The organism is Klebsiella sp. GG_Kp175 (genome assembly GCF_040062325.1).
Classification (GTDB): Bacteria; Pseudomonadota; Gammaproteobacteria; order Enterobacterales; family Enterobacteriaceae; genus Klebsiella; species Klebsiella quasipneumoniae.
Window position 1 is genome coordinate 13,464 of record NZ_JBEAFX010000009.1, and the last position, 20,647, is coordinate 34,110.

At 56.0% G+C, this 20,647-nt stretch carries 21 protein-coding genes and 1 riboswitch; of the genes, 8 read left to right on the forward strand and 13 right to left on the reverse strand.

Translation table 11 applies throughout. The features are described 5' to 3' along the window. Nucleotides 1-81: 81 nt before the first annotated feature. Nucleotides 82-771 carry a dipeptidase PepE gene (gene pepE, locus ABLU73_RS14615; protein ID WP_053810879.1) on the reverse strand — a complete coding sequence of 230 codons (690 nt, stop codon included), beginning with the start codon at nt 769-771 and terminating at the stop codon, nt 82-84. A 198-nt stretch (nt 772-969) separates the two neighbouring features. On the opposite strand from pepE, the gene rluF reads away from it, so the two are divergent. Beyond that, nucleotides 970-1,845, forward strand: a complete 876-nt coding sequence (gene rluF, locus ABLU73_RS14620; protein ID WP_017900131.1) for a 23S rRNA pseudouridine(2604) synthase RluF — start codon at nt 970-972, stop codon at nt 1,843-1,845. On the opposite strand, the gene ABLU73_RS14625 is transcribed toward rluF, so the two are convergent. Further along, nucleotides 1,842-2,114, reverse strand: a complete 273-nt coding sequence (locus ABLU73_RS14625) for a DUF3811 domain-containing protein (RefSeq protein WP_004177859.1) — start codon at nt 2,112-2,114, stop codon at nt 1,842-1,844. The two genes, rluF and ABLU73_RS14625, sit on opposite strands and share 4 nt — an antisense overlap. A gap of 200 nt (nt 2,115-2,314) precedes the next feature. Here ABLU73_RS14625 and ABLU73_RS14630 point away from each other — a divergent pair, with 200 nt between their 5' ends. Both ABLU73_RS14630 and ABLU73_RS14635 read left to right on the forward strand, forming a co-directional pair. Then, entirely contained in the window at nt 2,315-2,671 is a 357-nt protein-coding gene (locus ABLU73_RS14630) for a type II toxin-antitoxin system RelE/ParE family toxin (protein ID WP_065878224.1), read from the forward strand. Then, nucleotides 2,668-3,006: an XRE family transcriptional regulator gene (locus ABLU73_RS14635; protein WP_004206819.1), complete on the forward strand. Its 339-nt coding sequence runs from the start codon at nt 2,668-2,670 to the stop codon at nt 3,004-3,006. The genes ABLU73_RS14630 and ABLU73_RS14635 overlap by 4 nt, the downstream gene beginning before the upstream one ends. A 36-nt stretch (nt 3,007-3,042) precedes the next feature. Here ABLU73_RS14635 and panS read toward each other — a convergent pair whose 3' ends face one another. Together panS and lysC are read right to left on the reverse strand one after the other, a co-directional pair. Further along, nucleotides 3,043-3,972, reverse strand: a complete 930-nt coding sequence (gene panS, locus ABLU73_RS14640) for a ketopantoate/pantoate/pantothenate transporter PanS (RefSeq protein ID WP_017900130.1) — start codon at nt 3,970-3,972, stop codon at nt 3,043-3,045. A gap of 138 nt (nt 3,973-4,110) precedes the next feature. After that, complete coding sequence (gene lysC, locus ABLU73_RS14645; protein ID WP_017900129.1) at nt 4,111-5,460, reverse strand: lysine-sensitive aspartokinase 3; 1,350 nt, start codon at nt 5,458-5,460, stop codon at nt 4,111-4,113. Between the two features lie 179 nt (nt 5,461-5,639). Beyond that, a riboswitch (Lysine riboswitch) is annotated at nt 5,640-5,875 on the reverse strand. Between the two features lie 348 nt (nt 5,876-6,223). Between lysC and pgi the strand changes: the two genes are divergently transcribed. Continuing rightward, nucleotides 6,224-7,873 carry a glucose-6-phosphate isomerase gene (gene pgi / locus ABLU73_RS14650; RefSeq protein WP_004206271.1) on the forward strand — a complete coding sequence of 550 codons (1,650 nt, stop codon included), beginning with the start codon at nt 6,224-6,226 and terminating at the stop codon, nt 7,871-7,873. A 47-nt stretch (nt 7,874-7,920) separates the two neighbouring features. On the opposite strand, the gene ABLU73_RS14655 is transcribed toward pgi, so the two are convergent. The 6 genes from ABLU73_RS14655 to ABLU73_RS14680 all read right to left on the reverse strand — a co-directional run bounded on the left by ABLU73_RS14655 (nt 7,921) and on the right by ABLU73_RS14680 (nt 11,796). After that, on the reverse strand, nt 7,921-8,376 hold the full coding sequence (locus tag ABLU73_RS14655) for an acyltransferase (protein WP_032454553.1): 456 nt from the start codon (nt 8,374-8,376) through the stop codon (nt 7,921-7,923). A gap of 8 nt (nt 8,377-8,384) precedes the next feature. Further along, entirely contained in the window at nt 8,385-8,894 is a 510-nt protein-coding gene (locus ABLU73_RS14660; RefSeq protein ID WP_264924758.1) for a GNAT family N-acetyltransferase, read from the reverse strand. A 108-nt stretch (nt 8,895-9,002) separates the two neighbouring features. Continuing rightward, nucleotides 9,003-9,383 carry a Rid family detoxifying hydrolase gene (locus tag ABLU73_RS14665; RefSeq protein ID WP_064178427.1) on the reverse strand — a complete coding sequence of 127 codons (381 nt, stop codon included), beginning with the start codon at nt 9,381-9,383 and terminating at the stop codon, nt 9,003-9,005. A gap of 19 nt (nt 9,384-9,402) precedes the next feature. After that, the gene (locus ABLU73_RS14670; RefSeq protein WP_004206276.1) at nt 9,403-9,723 is read right to left on the reverse strand and encodes an AzlD domain-containing protein; all 321 of its coding nucleotides are present in this window, start codon (nt 9,721-9,723) and stop codon (nt 9,403-9,405) included. Beyond that, on the reverse strand, nt 9,716-10,456 hold the full coding sequence (locus ABLU73_RS14675; RefSeq protein WP_004206277.1) for an AzlC family ABC transporter permease: 741 nt from the start codon (nt 10,454-10,456) through the stop codon (nt 9,716-9,718). Before ABLU73_RS14675 ends, ABLU73_RS14670 begins: the two co-directional genes overlap by 8 nt. Before the next feature lie 62 nt (nt 10,457-10,518). Continuing rightward, a complete protein-coding gene (locus ABLU73_RS14680) occupies nt 10,519-11,796 on the reverse strand; it encodes an L-serine ammonia-lyase, iron-sulfur-dependent, subunit alpha (protein ID WP_100098483.1) in 1,278 nt (425 codons plus the stop codon). A gap of 370 nt (nt 11,797-12,166) precedes the next feature. Between ABLU73_RS14680 and psiE the strand changes: the two genes are divergently transcribed. Beyond that, entirely contained in the window at nt 12,167-12,577 is a 411-nt protein-coding gene (psiE, locus tag ABLU73_RS14685) for a phosphate-starvation-inducible protein PsiE (RefSeq protein ID WP_004206282.1), read from the forward strand. Between the two features lie 191 nt (nt 12,578-12,768). On the opposite strand, the gene malG is transcribed toward psiE, so the two are convergent. The 3 genes from malG to malE all read right to left on the reverse strand — a co-directional run bounded on the left by malG (nt 12,769) and on the right by malE (nt 16,668). Beyond that, nucleotides 12,769-13,659 (reverse strand): maltose ABC transporter permease MalG, encoded by an 891-nt coding sequence (malG, locus tag ABLU73_RS14690; protein ID WP_002884725.1) that lies wholly within the window; start codon nt 13,657-13,659, stop codon nt 12,769-12,771. A 156-nt stretch (nt 13,660-13,815) separates the two neighbouring features. Next, entirely contained in the window at nt 13,816-15,360 is a 1,545-nt protein-coding gene (gene malF / locus ABLU73_RS14695; RefSeq protein WP_017900124.1) for a maltose ABC transporter permease MalF, read from the reverse strand. 117 nt (nt 15,361-15,477) lie between these two features. Beyond that, the gene (malE, locus tag ABLU73_RS14700) at nt 15,478-16,668 is read right to left on the reverse strand and encodes a maltose/maltodextrin ABC transporter substrate-binding protein MalE (protein WP_004206285.1); all 1,191 of its coding nucleotides are present in this window, start codon (nt 16,666-16,668) and stop codon (nt 15,478-15,480) included. Between the two features lie 370 nt (nt 16,669-17,038). Between malE and malK the strand changes: the two genes are divergently transcribed. The 3 genes from malK (at nt 17,039) to malM (ending at nt 20,570) form a co-directional block, all read left to right on the forward strand. After that, nucleotides 17,039-18,148: a maltose/maltodextrin ABC transporter ATP-binding protein MalK gene (gene malK / locus ABLU73_RS14705; RefSeq protein WP_002884743.1), complete on the forward strand. Its 1,110-nt coding sequence runs from the start codon at nt 17,039-17,041 to the stop codon at nt 18,146-18,148. Nucleotides 18,149-18,233: 85 nt separating this feature from the next. Then, a complete protein-coding gene (locus tag ABLU73_RS14710; RefSeq protein WP_002884747.1) occupies nt 18,234-19,523 on the forward strand; it encodes a maltoporin in 1,290 nt (429 codons plus the stop codon). A 114-nt stretch (nt 19,524-19,637) separates the two neighbouring features. Continuing rightward, nucleotides 19,638-20,570 carry a maltose operon protein MalM gene (gene malM / locus ABLU73_RS14715; RefSeq protein WP_012543193.1) on the forward strand — a complete coding sequence of 311 codons (933 nt, stop codon included), beginning with the start codon at nt 19,638-19,640 and terminating at the stop codon, nt 20,568-20,570. Nucleotides 20,571-20,647: the final 77 nt, after the last annotated feature.

The window sequence follows — 20,647 nt, forward strand, 5'->3', positions numbered from 1 at the left end:
GTTTTGCGTTTGGACGTCCCGTTGAGGCAGCCCGGATAAGGCGCAATGCGCCGCTATCCGGGAAACGTTAGCCCCCCAGGCTCAGAAGCGGTGGCCCGCAGGCAGGGTTATCGCTTCTTCCCCCGCTTTGAACAACAGCGTCGGGTTCGGGCCGCCGAGCGTCGCGTGACCATCGGTGACCTGGATCCAGTTTCCTTCCGGCAAACCAATCACCGTTAATTCCGGCGCCACGACCAGCAGTTCGCGGATACGCTGTTCGCGGGTTTCGCCCTGATGCCCGGTCGGCAACGCGTTGGTGAAGTGCGGGTTAATCTGTAGCGGGAAAAGCCCCAGCGCATCAAATCCCTGCGGATCGACAATCGGCATATCGTTGGTGGTGCGAATGGTCGGGCAGGCGAGGTTTGAACCTGCGCTCCAGCCGATATACAGCGCCCCGCGTTTGACGACATCGACAATCGGCGCCAACAGACCGCGACTGCGGCACGCTTTCAACAGCTGGAAGGTGTTCCCGCCGCCGACGATCACCATCTCGGTGCTTTCAATGGCGGCGATAGGGTCGTCTACGCTGTGGATACCGGTTACGCTGACCGCCATGGGCGCCATAACCGCAGCCACTTTGGCCGTGTAATCATCCCAGGATTGCGTCACGCCAGCGAAGGGGATGAATACCGCTTTACGGCGGCCTTTGACCTGACCGGCAATCAGCGGCAGGGCGTGTTCCAGCCAGTCTTTCCCCGGCAGCGTGGAGTTACTGAGTAACAGCAGTTCCATCTTTTCTTCCTGTTTTAAAAATATTATTGAAGCAGAAATTCTAGCATCGCCCCCATACCGGCGCGCTGATATGGCGCATGATGTAGGTAAGCGGAATGCTGTTCACAAGCCCGACGAAGCTTCTGGATAATGAATCACACAATCCAGGTTTTTTCTCGCCCACAAGGTAGGGTATATTTCGCTTTTACAGGAGAATCTATGCTGCCCGACTCATCAACCCGATTAAACAAATACATCAGTGAAAGCGGCATCTGCTCGCGTCGCGAAGCGGACCGCTTTATTGAACAAGGCAACGTCTTTATCAATGGCAAGCGCGCCACGATTGGCGATCAGGTGAAGCCTGGCGACCTGGTCAAAGTTAACGGACGGTTGATTGAGCCGCGCGAAGCGGATGATCTGGTGCTGATTGCGCTGAATAAGCCGGTCGGCATTGTGAGCACCACAGAAGACGGCGAGCGCGACAACATTGTCGATTTCGTCAACCACAGCAAGCGTATCTTCCCTATCGGCCGTCTGGATAAAGACTCCCAGGGGCTGATTTTCCTCACCAATCATGGCGACCTGGTGAATAAGATCCTGCGTGCCGGCAACGACCATGAAAAAGAGTATCTGGTTACGGTCGATAAGCCGGTGACCGATGAGTTCATTCGCGGCATGGGCGCGGGGGTACCGATTCTCGGGACCGTGACCAAAAAATGTAAGGTAAAGAAAGAAGCGCCGTTCGTTTTCCGCATCACCCTTGTGCAGGGGTTAAACCGCCAGATCCGTCGCATGTGCGAGCACTTTGGCTATGAAGTGACGAAGCTTGAGCGTACGCGGATTATGAACGTCAGCCTGACGGGGATCCCGTTGGGTGAGTGGCGCGATCTGACCGATGACGAGCTGATCGACCTGTTCAAGCTGATTGAAAACTCCTCTTCCGAAGCGAAGCCGAAAGCGAAGCCGAAGGCCAAAGCGGCGACCCCCGGGATCAAGCGCCCGGTGGTGAAGGTGGAAAATAGCAACGATAAAGGCCGCCCGGCTGGCAACGGCAAACGTTTCACCCAGCCGGGACGTAAAAAGAAAGGGCGCTAACGCCTGCCGCGGGTCGGCGTATTCGCCGACCAGGAAAAGGTTGCTTCCTTATCCGTCTTATAAGCCTGCTGTTTTTTCACCTGGCGGGCTTTCTTCGCTTCCGCTTCGCGCTGCGCCATCAGCTTATCGATATATTCCTTTTTCACGCTGTTCGTTTCCGCATTGCTCAGCGGGCGGCCGTGCGCAATGCGCGCGCGGTCAAGCAGCGTTTTCAATTCGCGCTGTTCGCGCTCGGTCATCTCTTTTTGTGTAATTCGGGGGAGTGCCATGGTGGTGCCCTCAGTCAGACCAGAGCACCCAGTGTACGGTAATCAGCGCAAAATAGAACGCATCCGGAAAGCGCCTCGCAGAATATTTCCCTCGTTCGTGACCCGTGAGGTGAACTGGCTTAGGGTAACGGCACGATCAACCTGTTATCGACGATAAATATCGGGCGAGTGGTGTATAAAATTTTATACAAGGATGTGGTATGCTCAATCAGCAACCAAGATTAAGGCGTATCGTCTGGATGGGCTCTTCCTTTGACGATCTGCGCCAGTTTCCTGAGGACGTCCGCAGAGATGCCGGATTTCAGCTTTATCGTTTACAGTCGGGTTTAGAGGCTGCGGACTGGAAAGCAATGCCTCAACTGGGGCGGGGGGTTGAAGAAATCCGCCTGCGCCAATTTTCCGGTGCATATCGGGTAATTTATCTGGCCCGTTTTGCAGAGGCGATATATGTCCTGCACTGTTTTAACAAAAAGACGCGACGGACCGCCGAACACGAAAAACAGATTGTCAGAAGCCGTTTGCGGGTTATACAGCAGGAACACAGGAGTCATAAATGAATCGTAAGAGTGTGGATGGTATCCGTCATGTGACCTCTGAAGAGAGCAATATATTCAGTGAACTGGGCTTTGATGATGCTGACGCAGAGCAGCTTCGCGGACAAGCGGAAAAAGAAGTTGAGCAGTTGATGGCGCTTAAACGACAGTTAATGCAGGAAATCGCTGAGTGGATAGATGAACATCAATTGAAGCAGGCCGATGCTGCCGCGAAGTTGAGCATTTCGCGCCCACGCATTTCAGATGTGGTCAATCAGAAAACCAGTAAGTTTACCCTGGATGCGTTAGTCATGATGTTAATGAAGTTAGGTAAACCAGTACGTTTGCAGATTGGATAACGCACACGCCCGGGCCTGCGCCCGGACGTGTCACGCTCAGCGCTTGCTGGCTTTTTTGGCGATGGGCTTCCCTGACCAGTATCCGGCCAGCAGCGAACCGGACAGGTTATGCCAGACGGAGAACAGGGCTCCCGGCAGCGCCGCCAGCGGGCCGAAGTAAATTTTACCCAGCGCGGCCGCCAGGCCGGAGTTCTGCATCCCTACCTCGATCGCCAGCGTACGGCAGGTGGATTCATCAAAACCAAACAGACGTCCGCCCCAGTAGCCGCCGAGCAGGCCAATGGTGTTATGCAGGATCACCGCGATAATCACCACCAGGCCAACGGACGCGATATGGGCCGCGGAACCTGCCACCACCGCGCTGATGATCGCCAGAATGCACACCATCGAGAAAGCGGGGAGGAACGGTTCCACCGCTTTCACCACCTTCGGCAGCAGATGATGGACAATCAGCCCCAGGGCGATGGGAATGACCACAATCTGCAGAATGCTCAGCAACATCCCCATGACGTCGACCTGAATGTGCGCGTCGACGTACAGACGGGTCAGCAGCGGCGTCGCGATGACGCCGACCAGGGTGGAGACCGAGGAGATAGTCACCGACAGCGCCACGTCCCCTTTGGCCAGAAAGATCATCACGTTGGAGGCCGTCCCGCTGGCGACGCTGCCCACCAGCACCATCCCGGCGGAGAGCTCCGGCGGCATATGAAACAGCAGCGCCAGCAGCCAGGCGGCGAGCGGCATCACCAGATAGTGCAGAAATATCCCTGCAGCGACCGGCGCCGGACGCGACAGGACGCGTTTGAAATCCGCCAGCTTTAGATGTACCCCCATACCGAACATAATCAGCATCAGCAGGGTGGTAACCCACGGGCCGATCGGGGTGAAAGTGGTGGGGGTGTAATAGGCCAGAACGGAGAGCAGCAGTGCCCATAACGGGAACAGCCGCGTCAGAGTTGCGAGCATGTTGTGTTCCTTGCGATACGCAAACCGGCCGCGCCGAACCGGTAGGGCGGCGAGCTGGTCAGCTGGTTGTGTTGATGTTGTTATAAAAAAGCCGGGTTCGAGCCCGGCTATAGGTATTGTTTATCGTGCTAAGGAATTTTATTCAAACAAATTATGATGCAACGTCTGCACCACCTTCTCCGCATCGGCGCCAGGGACCAGGAAGCAGAGGTTGTGGCTGGATGCGCCATAGCAGATCATGCGGATGTTAAACGGATCAAGGACGCCAAACACCTCTTTGCCGACGCCGCAGGCTTTCGACAGCTCGTTGCCGATCAGGGCAACCAGCGCCAGGTCTTCTTCCACTTCCACGCGACACAGCGAGGAGAGCTCGGTCAGCAGCGCCTGGGTCAGCAGGGTATCGCCCGCAGAGGTTGAGCCAGTGGTGTCCATGGTCAGGGCCACGCTCACTTCGGAGGTGGTGATCAAATCGACGGAGATGTTATGGCGCGCCAGAATACCGAACACTTCGGCGAGGAAGCCGCGGGAGTGCAGCATATTCAGGCTGTGCAGCGTCAGCAGCGTCTGGCGGCGGCGCAGCGCCAGCGCGCGGAACAGCGGCGGGTTCTCGGTGGTTTTACACACCAGCGTACCGCCCGCTTTCGGTTCTTTACTGGAGCCGACAAATACCGGGATATCGCTGCGCACGGCAGGCAGCAGGGTCGCCGGGTGCAGCACTTTGGCGCCAAAGGTGGCCATTTCCGCCGCCTCTTCAAAGGCGATGACGTCGATGCGTTTCGCCGCTGGCGCGACGCGCGGGTCGGTCGTATAGATCCCGGGCACATCGGTCCAGATATCGACGCGGGTGGCATTCAGCGCTTCGCCGAGCAGAGCGGCGGTATAATCGCTGCCGCCGCGGCCGAGGGTGGTGGTGCGGCCCTTCGCTTCGCTGCCGATAAAGCCCTGCGTCACCACCAGGCCTTCCGCGAGACGCGGCGTCAGCTGCTGCTGGGTCAGTTCGGCGACAGCGGCGATATCCGGTTCGGCGCGGCCAAAGCGATCGTTAGTGCGCAGCACTTTACGGGCGTCAAACCACTGCGCCTGAATTCCGCGTTCACGCAGAATCTCCACAAACAGCAGGGTGGACATCAGTTCGCCATGGCTGACCAGTTCGTCAGTCAGCGCGCTAGAGGAGGCGAGCGCGGCGGCTTCCGCCAGCGTGGTGATATTTTCCAGCAGGCGCTCAATCTCTTCGCGGATCACGTTGGGATAGCGCAAACGCTCCAGAATATTGAACTGGATCTGGCGCAGAGCGTCCAGCTGGGAAAAACGTTCGGTGGGTTCCAGCCCTTCCGCTAAGGCCACCAGAATGTTGGTCACGCCGGCAGAGGCGGAGAGCACAACAATACGGGTATTGGCATCAAGCAGCGCCACATCAATGCTGCGGTTCATCGCGTCAAAATCAGCAACGCTGGTGCCGCCAAATTTGGCGACGACTAAATCTGTCATAACAACCTCGTGTCAGGGGGCCTGACTTATTAAAACGATTCCTGAACACCGATCCTGGCAGGGGCTGGATGCCGCCGGATCGCAACAAAATGTCTTAATAAGCCAGGCCAAATTATTCAGCCATGGCACAAGGGAAGAGCGATAAACAGGGTGGCGCAGAATGATAAACAACTACGATGTCACCCAGAAGTGCTCCACCTTGTAGACCCGACTCACCGCTCTGGGCGCTGAAGTGTTCGGGTATGAAACGCCCGACTGCGAACGTTTCTGGTGACAACCCAGGGGATTCAGCCCCTGTGGCCGGTGAGGAGCGTAACCAGACGCTCTTTCACCTCGGCGTTGCTCCCCCTCACGTATTTTCGCCGGACTGGTTCCTCCAATACGGTTACCTGGGCAACGCACCTCTTCTGGCAATTACCGACGTCTTTCACCTGGCCGGGGGAATAAGGACATTATATCCCCCGCGAATACCCTTTCGCTGTAGCGTGAAATGCGCGAGCAATAGATACTTACAATACGTAAGCACTGCGGATATATAAAGGCTTAACGCCAGCTATGTCAACGCTGCGGTTATGCGGATTTTTCATGCCCCTGCGGCTAACAGAAAAAAGCCTTATGATAGCTATACTAATGGGGCTTTTTACTCCGTTTTGACCCGATTCCTGACCGGCGTCAGGGACAAGTCACAAAAATCATCACAATTTTCCGTCACCGGCGCTACAATCGACCGAAGTCACAATCTCAAATCAGAAGAGTATTGCTAATGAAAAACATCAACCCAACGCAGACCTCTGCCTGGCAGGCATTACAGAAACACTTCGACGAAATGAAAGATGTCACTATCAGCGAGCTGTTCGCCAAAGATAGCGACCGTTTTTCTAAGTTTTCCGCGACGTTTGACGATCTGATGCTGGTGGACTTCTCCAAAAACCGCATCACCGAAGAGACGCTGGCTAAACTGCAGGATCTGGCGAAAGAGACCGACCTGGCGGGCGCCATCAAGTCGATGTTCTCCGGTGAAAAGATCAACCGCACCGAAGATCGCGCGGTACTCCACGTCGCGCTGCGCAACCGCAGCAACACGCCGATTGTGGTTGATGGCAAAGATGTGATGCCGGAAGTGAACGCTGTGCTGGAGAAGATGAAAACCTTCTCTGAAGCGATTATCTCCGGTAGCTGGAAAGGCTACACCGGCAAACCGATCACCGACGTGGTCAACATTGGTATCGGCGGCTCCGACCTCGGTCCGTTCATGGTCACCGAAGCGCTGCGTCCGTATAAAAACCACCTCAACATGCACTTTGTCTCCAACGTCGATGGCACCCACATTGCCGAAGTGCTGAAGAGCGTCAATCCGGAAACCACCCTGTTCCTGGTCGCGTCCAAAACCTTCACCACCCAGGAGACCATGACCAACGCCCACAGCGCGCGCGACTGGTTCCTGGCGACCGCGGGCGACGACAAGCACGTGGCTAAACACTTCGCGGCGCTCTCCACCAACGCGAAAGCGGTTGGCGAGTTCGGCATCGACACCGCCAACATGTTCGAATTCTGGGACTGGGTTGGCGGCCGTTACTCCCTGTGGTCGGCGATTGGCCTGTCCATCATTCTCTCCGTGGGCTTCGACAACTTCGTTGAGCTGCTGTCCGGCGCGCATGCGATGGATAAACACTTCTCCACCACCCCGGCGGAGAAAAACCTGCCGGTACTGCTGGCGCTGATCGGTATCTGGTACAACAACTTCTTCGGGGCAGAAACCGAAGCGATTCTGCCGTACGACCAGTACATGCACCGTTTTGCCGCCTACTTCCAGCAGGGCAACATGGAGTCCAATGGTAAGTATGTTGACCGTAATGGCCACGCCGTGGACTACCAGACGGGTCCGATCATCTGGGGCGAGCCGGGCACCAACGGTCAGCACGCGTTCTACCAGCTGATCCATCAGGGCACCAAAATGGTACCGTGCGATTTCATCGCCCCGGCTATCACCCACAACCCGCTCTCCGATCATCATCCGAAGCTGCTATCCAACTTCTTCGCCCAGACCGAAGCCCTGGCCTTCGGTAAATCCCGTGAAGTGGTGGAGCAGGAATATCGCGATCAGGGTAAAGATCCGGCGACCCTGGAGCACGTGGTGCCGTTCAAAGTGTTCGAAGGCAACCGCCCGACTAACTCCATCCTGCTGCGTGAGATCACCCCGTTCAGCCTCGGGGCGCTGATTGCTCTGTACGAGCACAAAATCTTCACCCAGGGCGCGATCCTCAACATCTTCACTTTCGACCAGTGGGGCGTTGAGCTGGGCAAACAGCTGGCTAACCGCATCCTGCCGGAGCTGAAAGACGGCAGCGAAGTCAGCAGCCACGACAGCTCCACTAACGGTCTGATTAACCGTTATAAAGCCTGGCGCGCATAACGCTTGCGCCGTTAAGACGAAATGCCGACCTTATGGTCGGCATTTTTTTACAGCCTCCGCAGCAGGCGGGCTGGGTTTCCCGCCCACACGCCTTTCTCGGTGATGGACTTCGTCACCACGCTGCCCGCGCCAATCACCACGCCGTCGCAGATGCTGACGGCCAGAATCGTGGCGCCGCTACCGATCGACACGTCATCGCCAATCTCAATCCGCCCCCAGCTGGCGCGGTCGGCGTTTGGTTTGCCGTCGCGAAACAGGTCGTTGGCGAACATCACCCCGTGACCGATAAAACAGCGCCGGCCAATGGTGACGTACTCGCAGATAAAGGTATGCGACTGGATTTTACTCTCCGCGCCGATGCGGGTATTCCCCTGGATCTCAACGAACGGTCCAACGAAGACGTTATCGCCCAGCGTGCAGTCGTACAGGTTGGCGGGCTGGTAAATAACGACATTTTTCCCACAGACGACGTTACGTACGCCGGTATCACGAAGCTCAGGCATAGTTCCTCTCACAGCGGTTTGGCCAGAATATGCAAGGTGCTTTGCTGGCTGGCGGAATGGAAAGTCGTGTCTCTGATGTGCTGCATCCCCTGGCGTTCGTAAAAACGGCGCGCGGCGGGATTCGCGGCGAGTACTTCCAGCCACAGCCAGCGTTCGCCGGCCGTTTTTGCTCGCGTCTCGATGGCGTGAAAAATCTGCTCGCCGTAGCGGTGGCCAGTCTCCCCCGGCATCAGGTAGAGCTTATGCAGCAGCGTACCCGTCGTGCCGTCGTCAGCCATTCGCTGTTGATAGCTATATTTAGCGAAACCAACGGGGGAAGCGGCTTCGGCGATGAGCCAATGATGGTTGGCATCGGTCAGACTCCGATGTAGCGCATCTTCGGCATATTCTTGCTTAAGAAATAACGCCAGTTCATCGGCATTGCGCCAGAGATGGGCGAAGTGGTGCTGGTAACTGGCATAACCCATCGCGCTCAGTTGTGGCGCGTCGTCGGATAATGCCTTTCGGATAGTCAACATGCTGCGTTCCTCGGGTCATTCAGTGGCTATAGTGCCTGTAATATGAACAACGTGGAACGACAAAAATCGGTGGGGAAGGGGCTGGAGGTTCTTCCTCCAGCCGGGGGGTTAACGGGCGAAAGCGATCGCTTCGATTTCGACGCCAGCGTCTTTCGGTAACCTGGCCACTTCCACGCAGGAGCGCGCCGGAAAGGCCGCCTGATGTTCGGTAAAGAAGGCCTCGTAGGCGGCATTGATGGCGGCAAAATCCGCCAGGTCTTTCACAAACACCGTGGTTTTGACGATCTGACCAACGCTGAGGCCGGCGGCTTCGACGATGGCTTTCACGTTCTCCAGCGACTGGCGCGCCTGTTCGGCAATGTCGTCGGGCATGGTGCCGTCCTGCGGATTAATGGGCAGCTGGCCGGAGGTGAGGGTCATCGCGCCGAGATTGACGCCCTGAACGTACGGACCGATCGCGGCGGGCGCGTCAGCGGTAGTAATAATCATGTGGTTACCCTTCAAACAGTTACAGAAAATAATTCAACAGCACCAGTGAGCCGACGCCGCTGACCACCACCCACACCAGACCCAAACGGAAGCTGGCGAGCGTACAGATAATAGCGGCGATCACCTTCGGGTTTTTTAAGTCGAACTCCATGCTGGAATTCACGCTCAGGATCTGAATGGTGATGATGGCCGGCAGGACGGTGACCGGCACGAAGCGCAATGTTTTGGTCACCCGCTCAGACATCTGGATCTTGCCGGCCAGGCCGATAAACGAGAAACGAATAAGAAAAGTGACCGCGGCCATGCCCAGCGTCAGGGCGATAAAGTAGCTATTACTCATTTTCCAGCGCCTCCACTAACGGCATATCGGATTCGGTTGTTGCCCTCTGCTTGCGCTCTTCCGCCAGGTCGACGCACAGGCCGGCGAGGACGCCGAGCACGGAGGCGACGACGATACCCAGCGAGTAGGGCAGGACCACTAACAGCACGCCGGAAACGGCGGCCACTACCGCGGCGACGGTGCAGGCCTGGCTTTTAATTTGTGGCACCACGATGGCGATAAAGGCGGCGACCATGGCGAAATCGAGACCGTATTTTTCAATGTGGGGAAACGAGGCGCCGACCAGCGCGCCAAGAAAATCGGCCAGCACCCAAATCGCCCAGAAGGTGATCATCGCCGAGCCATAAAACAGATATTTTTCCTTTTTATTTCCTTCCATCTCTTTAACGGTGGTGGCATACACCTCGTCGGTGAGCGCATAGGACATAAAGCATTTTTTAAAGAATGAGGCTTCGCGCACGGTACCGGAAATAGAGGCGCTATACAGCACGTGGCGAAGATTAATAATTAATGTGGTGAAAATAATCACGCCGAGCGTGGCGCCGGTTTTTAACATATTCAGTGCCAGCATCTGCGCCGAGCCGGCAATCACAATCGCCGACCACGCGGTACTTTGCCAGACGCTCATTCCGGCGCTGACGCTTAACGCGCCAACAATGAACGAGAAAGGAAAGTCCCCGATGCACAGGGGCATAATGGCGCTGGCGCCGCGTAATATGACTTTTTTATTCATCGTAAAATACCTGTTGGTGCAGGCAATAAATCATTATTGCGTAGGGTACAAAAGGGCTGGTCTTATTTGCTGACCATAATGCGAATGATCTCTTTATCAGTTTGCGCCATAGGCTTAATCACGAGGCGGCACAGGTTATTAATCGACTGTTCGACGTCGGCGCAGACAATGCCGTCGTTGGCGCTGGCGCAGCGGTTTTGCATCGCCATCAATACAGATTTAAAGGCGCTGGAGACCACCGAGGACACCTTCATCGCGCAGCTGTTGGAGGCGCCATCACAAATCATGCCGGTAACATCGCTAATCATATTGATGATGGCGGTGTTGATGGTTTCGATATTGCGGGTAAACAGCCATGCCATACCGGCGGCGGCGCCCATGGCGGCGGTGGAGGCCGCGCACAGTGCGGACAGGCGGGTATAGCGCGAATGGATGGAAATGGCCGTCAGATGTGAGAGCGCCAGCGCGCGAGCGAGCGTCTCTTCATCGGCATTCAGATGCTCGGCGACGGTTACCACCGGCATGGTCGCCGCGATCCCCTGGTTGCCAGAGCCGAAGTTCGACATAGCCACCACCGGGGCGCCGCCCATACGCGCATCGGAAGCTGCGACGGTGTTGATAATGACCTCGCTCATTAAGTCATTGCTTAACAAACCATTTTTAACGGCTTCAGAGAATGTTCCGTTAATATTCAATCCATACTTTTTCGATTTTCCTTCTGCAGCCAGTGCGCTATTGAGGCGGGCGGCTTCCAGAATAAACGTAATATTCTCAACCGGGGTGGAGATAATAAAGTCATACGCTTCCTGGAGAGAGAAAGTTGGCAGTTCGGCCTGCGCTGTGGCGCTATTTTCCCCGGCGTGTAATGGCTGCTGTTCGCCATTAATATATAACTCGACCACATTGGTATGCGTGCCTTTTACCACGACGCGACAGGTCTGGTCACCGGCGCTGAGGGTGAGATCGAGATGAATAAAGTCAGGCGTGTCCTGGACGTCAATATTAACGTGGCCGGCGTCCACCAGCGCTTGTGCCTGTTCCACATGCTGTGAAGTAATGCCTGCCAGGGTCTGTAATCCCTTATCGGCATCGCCGCCAAAGGCGCCGATGGCGGCGGCCAGCGCGACGCCATTAACTGTCGTGCCGGGAATCGTGACGCCCGTGGCGTTTTTATACAGGTTGGCAGAAATAAAACCGCTAATTTTTTCGCAGGGTATCGCTAAATGTTTCGCGGCGTAAGCGGTGGTAAATGAAATAGCAACGGGTTCAGTACAACCTAATGCTGGTACGACTTCTCGCTGTAGCCAGCGAATAAAAAGAGAGGATGTTTGGTCAGACATTATTATGATTCCTGGACGTAAGATGATGAGGAAATATGCTAAGGGAATCGGCAGAAAAAAACCTTCTCAAATAACCCTTTATTTATTAAGGTCTGGAGAAAAATTTTATTTTTAGCCATATCTAAACATGCAGGCTTGTATGTAAATTAAGCTATTGATTAACAATGATTGTATAAGCAAATTTTTATGCAAATCATGGGAATCAGTTATGTCGATCACACGCCGTTAAGGAGAGCATTTTTCTCTTTTGCCGAAATCCTGCCCTGAGGGCGAAAAAAATTAAAGCCCACGCGGTGAGGGGTAACTGTAGATCTGGATCACACTTTTGCGCTATACCGGACGCAACACGGACTGATTATGAGGTGTGAATATGTCGTCGGTTTATCGCCCACTGGTGAATTTTATCGCCACTGCGATGCAAACGGTTTTGAATCTTGGGCTGCTGTGCCTGGGGATTATCCTGATCGTCTTCCTCGGTAAAGAGACGCTGCATCTGGCCGATGTCCTCTTTACCCCGGAGCCGACCAGTAAGTACCGGCTGGTGGAAGGTTTGGTGGTCTACTTTCTCTACTTCGAGTTTATCGCGCTGATCGTCAAGTATTTTCAGTCGGGGTTCCATTTCCCGCTGCGCTATTTTGTCTATATCGGCATCACCGCGATTGTGCGTCTGATCATCATCGACCATGAGTCGCCGATGGCGGTACTTATTTATTCCGCCGCGATCCTGATTCTGGTGATTACGCTCTGGCTGTGTAACTCTAATCGCCTGAAACGCGAATAAAAAAAAGCGGCCTCCAGGGCCGCTGACCAACAGTCACAAATAGAATTTATGTAGGGTCCAGTTGAGGATAGCAGTGGCATTGGCCTTACTTTTTCAGCTGAGGGCGACGGCGACAATACCCGGTTGGGGTCGTGTATTGCGGCTAGACCGTCGGCCCTCCTCTGAAATTTGGGGCCGGTGTTACAAAAAACTTAACCTTTCACCCCGCCCGCCGTCAGGCCGTTCACCAGCCAGCGCTGCGCCAGCAGGAACACGACCGTAATCGGGATGGCGGAGAGTACCGCCGCGGCGGCAAAGTCGCCCCACAGATAGTTCTGCGGGTTGAGATACTGTTGCATACCTACCGCCAGGGTATAGCTGTTCACATCGCGCAGCAGCAGCGAGGCGACCGGCACTTCGGTGATAGCCGCGATGAACGACAGAATAAAGACCACCGCCAGAATCGGCACCGACAGCGGCAGCAGTACGAGGCGGAACGCCTGCCATGGGGTCGCGCCATCCAGCGCCGCCGCTTCTTCCAGCGAGCCATCGATGGTTTCGAAGTAGCCTTTGATGGTCCAGACGTGCAGGGCGATACCGCCCATGTAGGCAAAGATCACGCCGCCGTGGGTGTTGAGGCCGACGAACGGGATGTACTGGCCCAGGCGGTCAAACAACGCGTACAGCGCCACCAGCGACAGCACCGCCGGGAACATCTGGAAAATCAACATCCCTTTCAGCAGGGTCGCTTTCCCCGGGAAGCGCATACGGGCAAAAGCGTAGGCGCAGGTGGTGGAGAGGGCGACGATACCGATCGCGGTGATCCCGGCGACCTTAATCGAGTTCCACAGCCACAGCAGGACCGGGAACGGCGGCGGCGTGACGCGGCCATCCGCGTGTTCGACGCTGAAGCCTAACGCCAGACGCCAGTGCTCCCAGGAGATGGTATCCGGGATCAGGCTGCCGGTGGCGAAGTTACCCTCGCGCAGCGAGATGGCGATAACCATCAGCAGCGGAAACATAATCGCCGCGATAAAAATCAGTAGCAGGAGATGCGTGGTAAATAAACGTAGCTTCTGCGATTTGGGTTGGACCATAGCCATTGTAATTTTACTCCCCTTGACTTCGCACCAGGCTATTTTGCTTGCCATTTTGAACTCGGGCAGTGCTCAGAATCCTCACGTACTACGTGTACGCTCCGGTTCTTCCGCGCTGGCCGAGTCCAAACTGCCCGCGCCAATAACGCCTGGTTATTCCAATTAATCAAACTTCATGCGTGTGGCTTTCAGGTTCACAATCGCTAACGCGCCAACCAGCAGGAAGATAAGCGTTGCGATAGCCGCCGCCAGGCCGAAGTCCTGACCGCCGCCGCCTTCAAAGGCGATACGGTAGGTGTAGCTCACCAGCAGGTCGGTATAACCGGCCGGGGTGGTGGTGCCGAGACGGTCCGGACCACCGTTGGTCAACAGTTGAATCAGGACGAAGTTGTTAAAGTTAAAGGCGAAGCTGGCGATCATCAGCGGCGTCAGCGGCTTAATCAGCAGCGGGAAGGTAATTTTAAAGAAGTTCTGGAACGGGCCGGCGCCATCCATTGCCGACGCTTCGTACAGATCGTCCGGAATCGCCTTCAGCAGCCCCATGCACAGGATCATCATGTACGGGTAGCCCAGCCAGGTGTTGACGATGATGATCATGGTGCGCGCGGTGGTCGGGTCGCTAAACCACGCCGGCTTAATGCCGAACAGCGTGCTGAGCATCATGTTGATTTCACCAAAGCTCTGGTTGAACAGACCTTTGAAAATCAGAATCGAAATAAATGACGGTACGGCATACGGCAGAATCAGCAGGACGCGGTAAATCGCTTTGCCTTTCAGTGCTTCCCACTGCACCAGGCAGGCAAGGATCATCCCCACCGCGACGGTCAGCACCACGGTCAGCACCGAGAACACCACCGTCCAGACGAAGATCGCGAAGAACGGTTTCTGGATGCCTTCATCGTGGAAGACGCGGGTAAAGTTGTCCCAGCCGATAGTCACGGTGTAGCCCGGGCTCAGCTTTTCTGTGCCCCAGCTACCGTCGGCGTTGATGGCCTGGTAGAAACCAACGTCGTTGTTCGGGCGGTATTTGACGTGGGTTTGATTGTTGGTCAGCACGCCGTTTTCGCCAAGCGTATACAGCGGTTGGGTGCCGGAGAACTGGCGCAGCGAGCTCATGATCACTTTGCTGTCGTCAGGCAGCACGGCGGTCAGCTGGTTCAGCGCGGTGCGGTTCTGGGTAATGACGCGCAGGTTGGCGCGCTCGCCTTCCGGCAGGGCGTCGGTTTCTTTTAACGCCAGCTTCTGCTCGCCGCCGAATTTAAAGGCGTCGGAAAGGTAGTTTTTACCGCTCTCACCGTCGGTCAGGGCCAGCTTCCACTCGTCGCCTGCCGGGATCAGCGTGAAGTTATAGGCTTTGCCGGCCTGGAAGGAGCGATCCATCAGCACCTGCTGCGCGCGCTCAAAGGTCAGCTGGTTGGTGCTGCTGTAGTTGGTGAACGCGATAGCGATAGTACAGATCAGCGGAAACAGGACAAACAGGCCCATGCCGGCGAGGCCGGGATAGACATAGCGCCAGGCATAAGCCTTGCGGTTAGCGAAAATATACAGGCCAACTGAGCTTAAAATCAGCGTCATGATGGCGAACAGGTACTCCCCCTGGGCGTACATCAAAACAACAAGGTAACCCACCAGCAGGCACAGTAAGCCAATCACAGACCATGTGAGTTGCGGACTTTGCCACCAGTGTTTCTTTTTAACGGCATCCATGGGGATCATCCTCTACAGCGGTGAAAGCTTATTTGTCAGGTGGCGCTTCGCTTACCTGACCTACGGTCCGAGCCGTAGTGGTAGGGCGGGTAAGCGCAAGCGCCACCCGCCGTTTTCTTACTTGGTGATACGGCTCTGGGCATCCTTCAGCGCAGCATCGACAGTCTGACGACCGCTGGCGGCGTTGATAACCGCGGTACGAACGGCATACCAGAAGGCAGACATCTGTGGGATGTTAGGCATGATTTCGCCTTTCTGGGCGTTCGCCATGGTGGCGGCGATGCGCGGATCTTTTTCCAGTTTTTCCTGGAAGGATTTCAGCGCCACGGCACCCAGCGGTTTGTCGTTGTTAACCGATTCCAGACCCTGATCGGTCATCAGGTAGTTTTCGAGGAACTCTTTCGCCAGCTCTTTATTCGGGCTGGCGGCGTTGATCCCCGCGCTCAGCACGCCAACGAACGGTTTCGATGGTTTGCCTTTAAAGGTCGGCAGCAGGGTCACGCCGTAGTTAACCTTGCTCTTATCGATGTTAGACCACGCCCACGGACCGTTGATGGTCATCGCGGTTTCACCTTTGTTGAAGGCCGCTTCCGCGATGGAGTAATCGGTATCGGCATTCATGTGCTTGTTCTTGATCAGGTCAACCAGGAAGGTCAGGCCCGCTTTCGCGCCTGCGCTGTCCACGCCGACGTCTTTCACATCGTACTTGCCGTTTTCAAACTTGAACGCGTATCCGCCGTCGGCAGCGATCAGCGGCCAGGTGAAGTACGGTTCCTGCAGGTTGAACATCAGCGCGCTCTTACCTTTCGCTTTCAGTTCTTTATCCAGCGCCGGGATCTCTTCCCAGGTCTTCGGCGGGTTCGGCACCAGGTCTTTGTTGTAAATCAGGGACAGCGCTTCCACCGCGATCGGGTAGGCGATCAGTTTGCCGTTATAGCGAACGGCATCCCAGGTGAACGGATAGAGTTTGTCCTGGAACGCTTTGTCCGGGGTGATTTCCGCCAGCAGGCCGGACTGCGCGTAGCCGCCGAAACGGTCATGCGCCCAGAAGATGATGTCCGGGCCGTCGCCGGTCGCCGCAACCTGCGGGAATTTCTCTTCCAGCTTGTCCGGGTGTTCTACGGAAACTTTAATGCCGGTGTCTTTTTCAAACTTTTTACCCACTTCAGCGAGGCCGTTGTAGCCTTTGTCGCCGTTAATCCAGATAACCAGCTTACCTTCTTCAATTTTCGCGAGGGCAGAGGCGGAAAACATCATCGTGGTCAGTGCCGACAGCGCGAGGATGCGAGCGCCAGTTTTGATTTTCATATACCCGTCCTTTTTGGTGTTGTACTCGTGGATACACTTCGGTGGCTTAACGATGATGAGTTTCCTTTTTTAACAACCCCTTTCCATCCTCCCCAGGTCTACGCCCCACCCGCTGGTTGTGTGATCTCCATTGCAAAAACGGCCGTATTGCGTCCTGGAGCACAGAAAAAAGCGCCCAATTTTGTCGCCTCCATCACGAAATCACGCGCCGCCCGCCATCCCCCGCGGCGAGAGCCAATCTCTCATCCTCCCATCTCCTCCCCCATAAAAAAGCCGGGGGGTGGAGGATTTGCCCGGCTAATGAATGCCGCATAGTCGACCCATCTTGAATGTGACTGTTAGTGACAGGTTGTAACGAAGGGAGAAGGGCATGGCGAGCGTACAGCTGCGAAATGTAACGAAAGCCTGGGGTGACGTGGTGGTATCGAAAGATATCAATCTCGATATCCACGAAGGGGAATTCGTCGTGTTTGTCGGGCCATCGGGCTGCGGCAAATCTACCCTGCTGCGTATGATTGCCGGGTTAGAAACTATTACCAGCGGGGACCTGTTTATCGGGGACACCCGCATGAACGAGATCCCACCGGCAGAACGCGGCGTTGGGATGGTATTCCAGTCTTATGCGCTCTATCCCCACCTTTCCGTTGCGGAAAATATGTCGTTTGGCCTGAAGCTGGCCGGCGCGAAAAAAGATCTGATTAACCAGCGGGTGACCCAGGTTGCGGAAGTGCTGCAGCTGGCCCATCTGCTGGAGCGTAAACCGAAAGCCCTCTCCGGCGGTCAGCGTCAGCGCGTGGCGATTGGTCGTACCCTGGTGGCTGAGCCGAGCGTCTTCCTGCTGGATGAGCCGCTTTCCAACCTCGATGCTGCCCTGCGCGTCCAGATGCGTATCGAAATCTCCCGTCTGCATAAGCGACTGGGCCGCACCATGATCTATGTCACCCACGATCAGGTGGAAGCGATGACCCTCGCGGACAAGATCGTGGTCCTCGACGCTGGCCGGGTGGCGCAGGTCGGGAAACCGCTGGAACTCTATCACTATCCGGCTGACCGCTTCGTCGCCGGCTTTATCGGTTCACCGAAGATGAACTTCCTGCCGGTTAAAGTCACCGCGACGGCTATCGATCAGGTGCAGGTTGAACTGCCGAACCGTCAGCAAATCTGGCTGCCGGTGGACAGCGCCAACGTTCAGGCGGGCGCCAACATGTCCTTAGGTATCCGCCCGGAGCATTTACTGCCCAGCGATATCGCCGATGTGACCCTCGAAGGCGAGGTCCAGGTCGTCGAGCAGTTAGGTCACGAAACGCAAATTCATATCCAGATCCCCGCCATCCGTCAGAACCTGGTTTACCGCCAGAACGACGTGGTGTTGGTAGAAGAGGGAGCCACATTCGCCATCGGTTTGCCGCCAGAACGTTGCCATTTATTCCGTGAGGATGGCACCGCTTGTCGTCGGCTGCATAAAGAGCCGGGCGTGTAAGGCTTCCCATTAAAAAAAGGCGCGAACCCGGCTGGCGGTACACCGGCGAAGCGTGCAAAGAAAAGCAATGATCTCAGGAGATAGAATGATGATTACTCTGCGCAAACTTCCACTGGCGGTCGCCGTCGCGGCAGGCGTTATGTCTGCTCAGGCGCTGGCTGTCGATTTCCATGGCTACGCGCGTTCCGGCATTGGCTGGACCGGCAGCGGCGGCGAGCAACAGTGCTTCAAAGCGACCGGCGCTCAAAGTAAATATCGTCTTGGTAACGAATGTGAAACCTATGCGGAACTGAAGCTGGGCCAGGAGCTGTGGAAGGAAGGGGATAAGAGTTTTTATTTCGATACTAACGTTGCCTATTCCGTGAATCAGGAAGATGACTGGGAAAGCACCTCTCCGGCGTTCCGTGAAGCCAACATCCAGGGTAAAAACCTGATCGACTGGCTGCCGGGCTCCACGCTGTGGGCGGGTAAACGCTTCTATCAGCGTCATGACGTTCACATGATCGACTTCTACTACTGGGATATCTCCGGCCCGGGTGCAGGTCTGGAAAACGTTGACCTTGGCTTCGGTAAGCTCTCTCTGGCCGCTACTCGTAACTCAGAAAGCGGCGGCTCTTATACTTTCTCCAGCGATGACACCAAAAAATATGCTGCGAAAACTGCCAACGACGTCTTTGACATCCGTCTGGCGGGCCTGGAAACCAACCCGGGCGGCGTGCTGGAGTTAGGCGTCGATTACGGCCGTGCTAACCCGCAGGATGACTACCGTCTGGAAGACGGCGCGTCGAAAGACGGCTGGATGTGGACCGGTGAACATACTCAGTCCATCTGGGGCGGCTTCAACAAGTTTGTCGTTCAGTACGCCACTGACGCAATGACCTCCTGGAACAGCGGCCACTCTCAAGGGACCAGCATCGATAACAACGGCAGCATGATCCGCGTTCTGGATCACGGCGCGATGGACTTCAACGATGACTGGGGCCTGATGTACGTTGCGATGTACCAGGACGTGGATCTGGACAGCAAAAACGGCTCCACCTGGTACACCGTGGGTGTTCGTCCGATGTACAAATGGACGCCGATCATGAGCACCCAGCTGGAAATCGGTTACGACAACGTGAAATCCCAGCGTACCAGCGAAAACAACAACCAGTACAAAATTACTCTGGCTCAGCAATGGCAGGCAGGGAACAGCGTCTGGTCTCGTCCGGCTATCCGTATCTTCGCAACCTACGCGAAGTGGGATGAAAACTGGGGCTACAGCAACACCTCCGGTCTGCAGACAAAAGACAGCAGCGGAAGCGGCGCTTTCACCTCCAGCCGCGGTGACGACAGCGAAGTTACCTTCGGTGCCCAGATGGAAGTGTGGTGGTAATACCGTCCGCAGGACGGGTGTAACCTGGGAGGGGCATCGGCCCCTCCTGACTATTCAGGGTTAGCGCGCTATTGCCTGGCTACCGCTAAACCGATGCTATCCAAGGTGAGAAGAATGAAAATGAAGAAAACTCTCGTCGCTCTGTGTTTATCCGCAGGGATGTTGGCATGCGTGCCGGGGATGAGCCTTGCCGATGTTAACTTTGTACCGCAGAACACCAGCGCCGCGCCGTCTATTCCAGCCAGTGCGCTGCAGCAGCTGATCTGGACGCCTGCCGATCAATCGAAGACGCAGAGCGTAGATTTAACCACCGGCGGTCAACGCCTGGATGTACCGGGGATCGTCGGACCGGTCGCCGCCTGGAGCGTGCCGGCCAATATCGGTGAGCTGACCCTGACCCTCGACAGCGAGCTGAACAAACATAAGCAGATTTTTGCGCCGAACGTGCTGATTCTCGACCAGAACATGACGCCAGCGGCGTTCTTCCCCAGCAACTACTTCACCTATCAGCAGCCGGGCGTGATGACTGCCGATCGCCTGGGCGGCGTGATGCGCCTGACTCCGGCGCTGGGCCAGCAGAAGCTCTATGTACTGGTGTTTACCACTGAGAAAGATCTCCAGCAGACCACCACCCTGCTGGATCCGGCGAAAGCCTATGCCAAAGGCGCAGGCAATGCGGCGCCGGACATTCCGGATCCGATCGCCAAACATACCACCGATGGCGTGCTGAAGCTGAAAGTGAAAACCAACAGCACCTCCAGCGTGCTGGTGGGGCCGCTGTTCGGCTCCTCCGGCCCGGGCCCGGTCACCGTCGGTAACACCGCGGCGCCGGTAGCCGCGCCAGCCGCCGCAGCTGCTGCTGCTGCGCCGGCCGCTAAAAGCGAACCGATGCTCAGCGATACCGAAACCTACTTCAACAACGGTATTAAGCAGGCGGTGAAACAAGGTGACATCGATAAAGCCCTGAAATTGATGAACGAAGCTGAGCGCCTCGGCTCGAAATCCGCTCGTTCCACCTTTATCAGCAGTGTAAAAGGCAAGGGGTAATCGTCTCCCCACAATGCTGATGTTTAGGCACAGCCTTTAGGTGCATCCTCTGGGATGCACCTTTTTTTGCACGCGCG

What these genes read in the sequence shown, in the direction of transcription:
- pgi (WP_004206271.1), top strand. Translation starts at nt 6,224, where the DNA reads ATGAAAAACATCAACCCAACGCAGACCTCTGCCTGGCAGGCATTACAG.
- malF (WP_017900124.1), bottom strand. Translation starts at nt 15,360, where the DNA reads ATGGATGCCGTTAAAAAGAAACACTGGTGGCAAAGTCCGCAACTCACA.
- lysC (WP_017900129.1), bottom strand. Translation starts at nt 5,460, where the DNA reads ATGACAGATTTAGTCGTCGCCAAATTTGGCGGCACCAGCGTTGCTGAT.
- ABLU73_RS14630 (WP_065878224.1), top strand. Translation starts at nt 2,315, where the DNA reads ATGCTCAATCAGCAACCAAGATTAAGGCGTATCGTCTGGATGGGCTCT.
- ABLU73_RS14675 (WP_004206277.1), bottom strand. Translation starts at nt 10,456, where the DNA reads ATGAATAAAAAAGTCATATTACGCGGCGCCAGCGCCATTATGCCCCTG.
- malM (WP_012543193.1), top strand. Translation starts at nt 19,638, where the DNA reads ATGAAAATGAAGAAAACTCTCGTCGCTCTGTGTTTATCCGCAGGGATG.
- ABLU73_RS14710 (WP_002884747.1), top strand. Translation starts at nt 18,234, where the DNA reads ATGATGATTACTCTGCGCAAACTTCCACTGGCGGTCGCCGTCGCGGCA.
- pepE (WP_053810879.1), bottom strand. Translation starts at nt 771, where the DNA reads ATGGAACTGCTGTTACTCAGTAACTCCACGCTGCCGGGGAAAGACTGG.
- ABLU73_RS14680 (WP_100098483.1), bottom strand. Translation starts at nt 11,796, where the DNA reads ATGTCTGACCAAACATCCTCTCTTTTTATTCGCTGGCTACAGCGAGAA.
- ABLU73_RS14665 (WP_064178427.1), bottom strand. Translation starts at nt 9,383, where the DNA reads ATGATTATTACTACCGCTGACGCGCCCGCCGCGATCGGTCCGTACGTT.
- panS (WP_017900130.1), bottom strand. Translation starts at nt 3,972, where the DNA reads ATGCTCGCAACTCTGACGCGGCTGTTCCCGTTATGGGCACTGCTGCTC.
- rluF (WP_017900131.1), top strand. Translation starts at nt 970, where the DNA reads ATGCTGCCCGACTCATCAACCCGATTAAACAAATACATCAGTGAAAGC.
- ABLU73_RS14625 (WP_004177859.1), bottom strand. Translation starts at nt 2,114, where the DNA reads ATGGCACTCCCCCGAATTACACAAAAAGAGATGACCGAGCGCGAACAG.
- malG (WP_002884725.1), bottom strand. Translation starts at nt 13,659, where the DNA reads ATGGCTATGGTCCAACCCAAATCGCAGAAGCTACGTTTATTTACCACG.
- ABLU73_RS14660 (WP_264924758.1), bottom strand. Translation starts at nt 8,894, where the DNA reads ATGTTGACTATCCGAAAGGCATTATCCGACGACGCGCCACAACTGAGC.
- malE (WP_004206285.1), bottom strand. Translation starts at nt 16,668, where the DNA reads ATGAAAATCAAAACTGGCGCTCGCATCCTCGCGCTGTCGGCACTGACC.
- ABLU73_RS14655 (WP_032454553.1), bottom strand. Translation starts at nt 8,376, where the DNA reads ATGCCTGAGCTTCGTGATACCGGCGTACGTAACGTCGTCTGTGGGAAA.
- ABLU73_RS14670 (WP_004206276.1), bottom strand. Translation starts at nt 9,723, where the DNA reads ATGAGTAATAGCTACTTTATCGCCCTGACGCTGGGCATGGCCGCGGTC.
- malK (WP_002884743.1), top strand. Translation starts at nt 17,039, where the DNA reads ATGGCGAGCGTACAGCTGCGAAATGTAACGAAAGCCTGGGGTGACGTG.
- psiE (WP_004206282.1), top strand. Translation starts at nt 12,167, where the DNA reads ATGTCGTCGGTTTATCGCCCACTGGTGAATTTTATCGCCACTGCGATG.
- ABLU73_RS14635 (WP_004206819.1), top strand. Translation starts at nt 2,668, where the DNA reads ATGAATCGTAAGAGTGTGGATGGTATCCGTCATGTGACCTCTGAAGAG.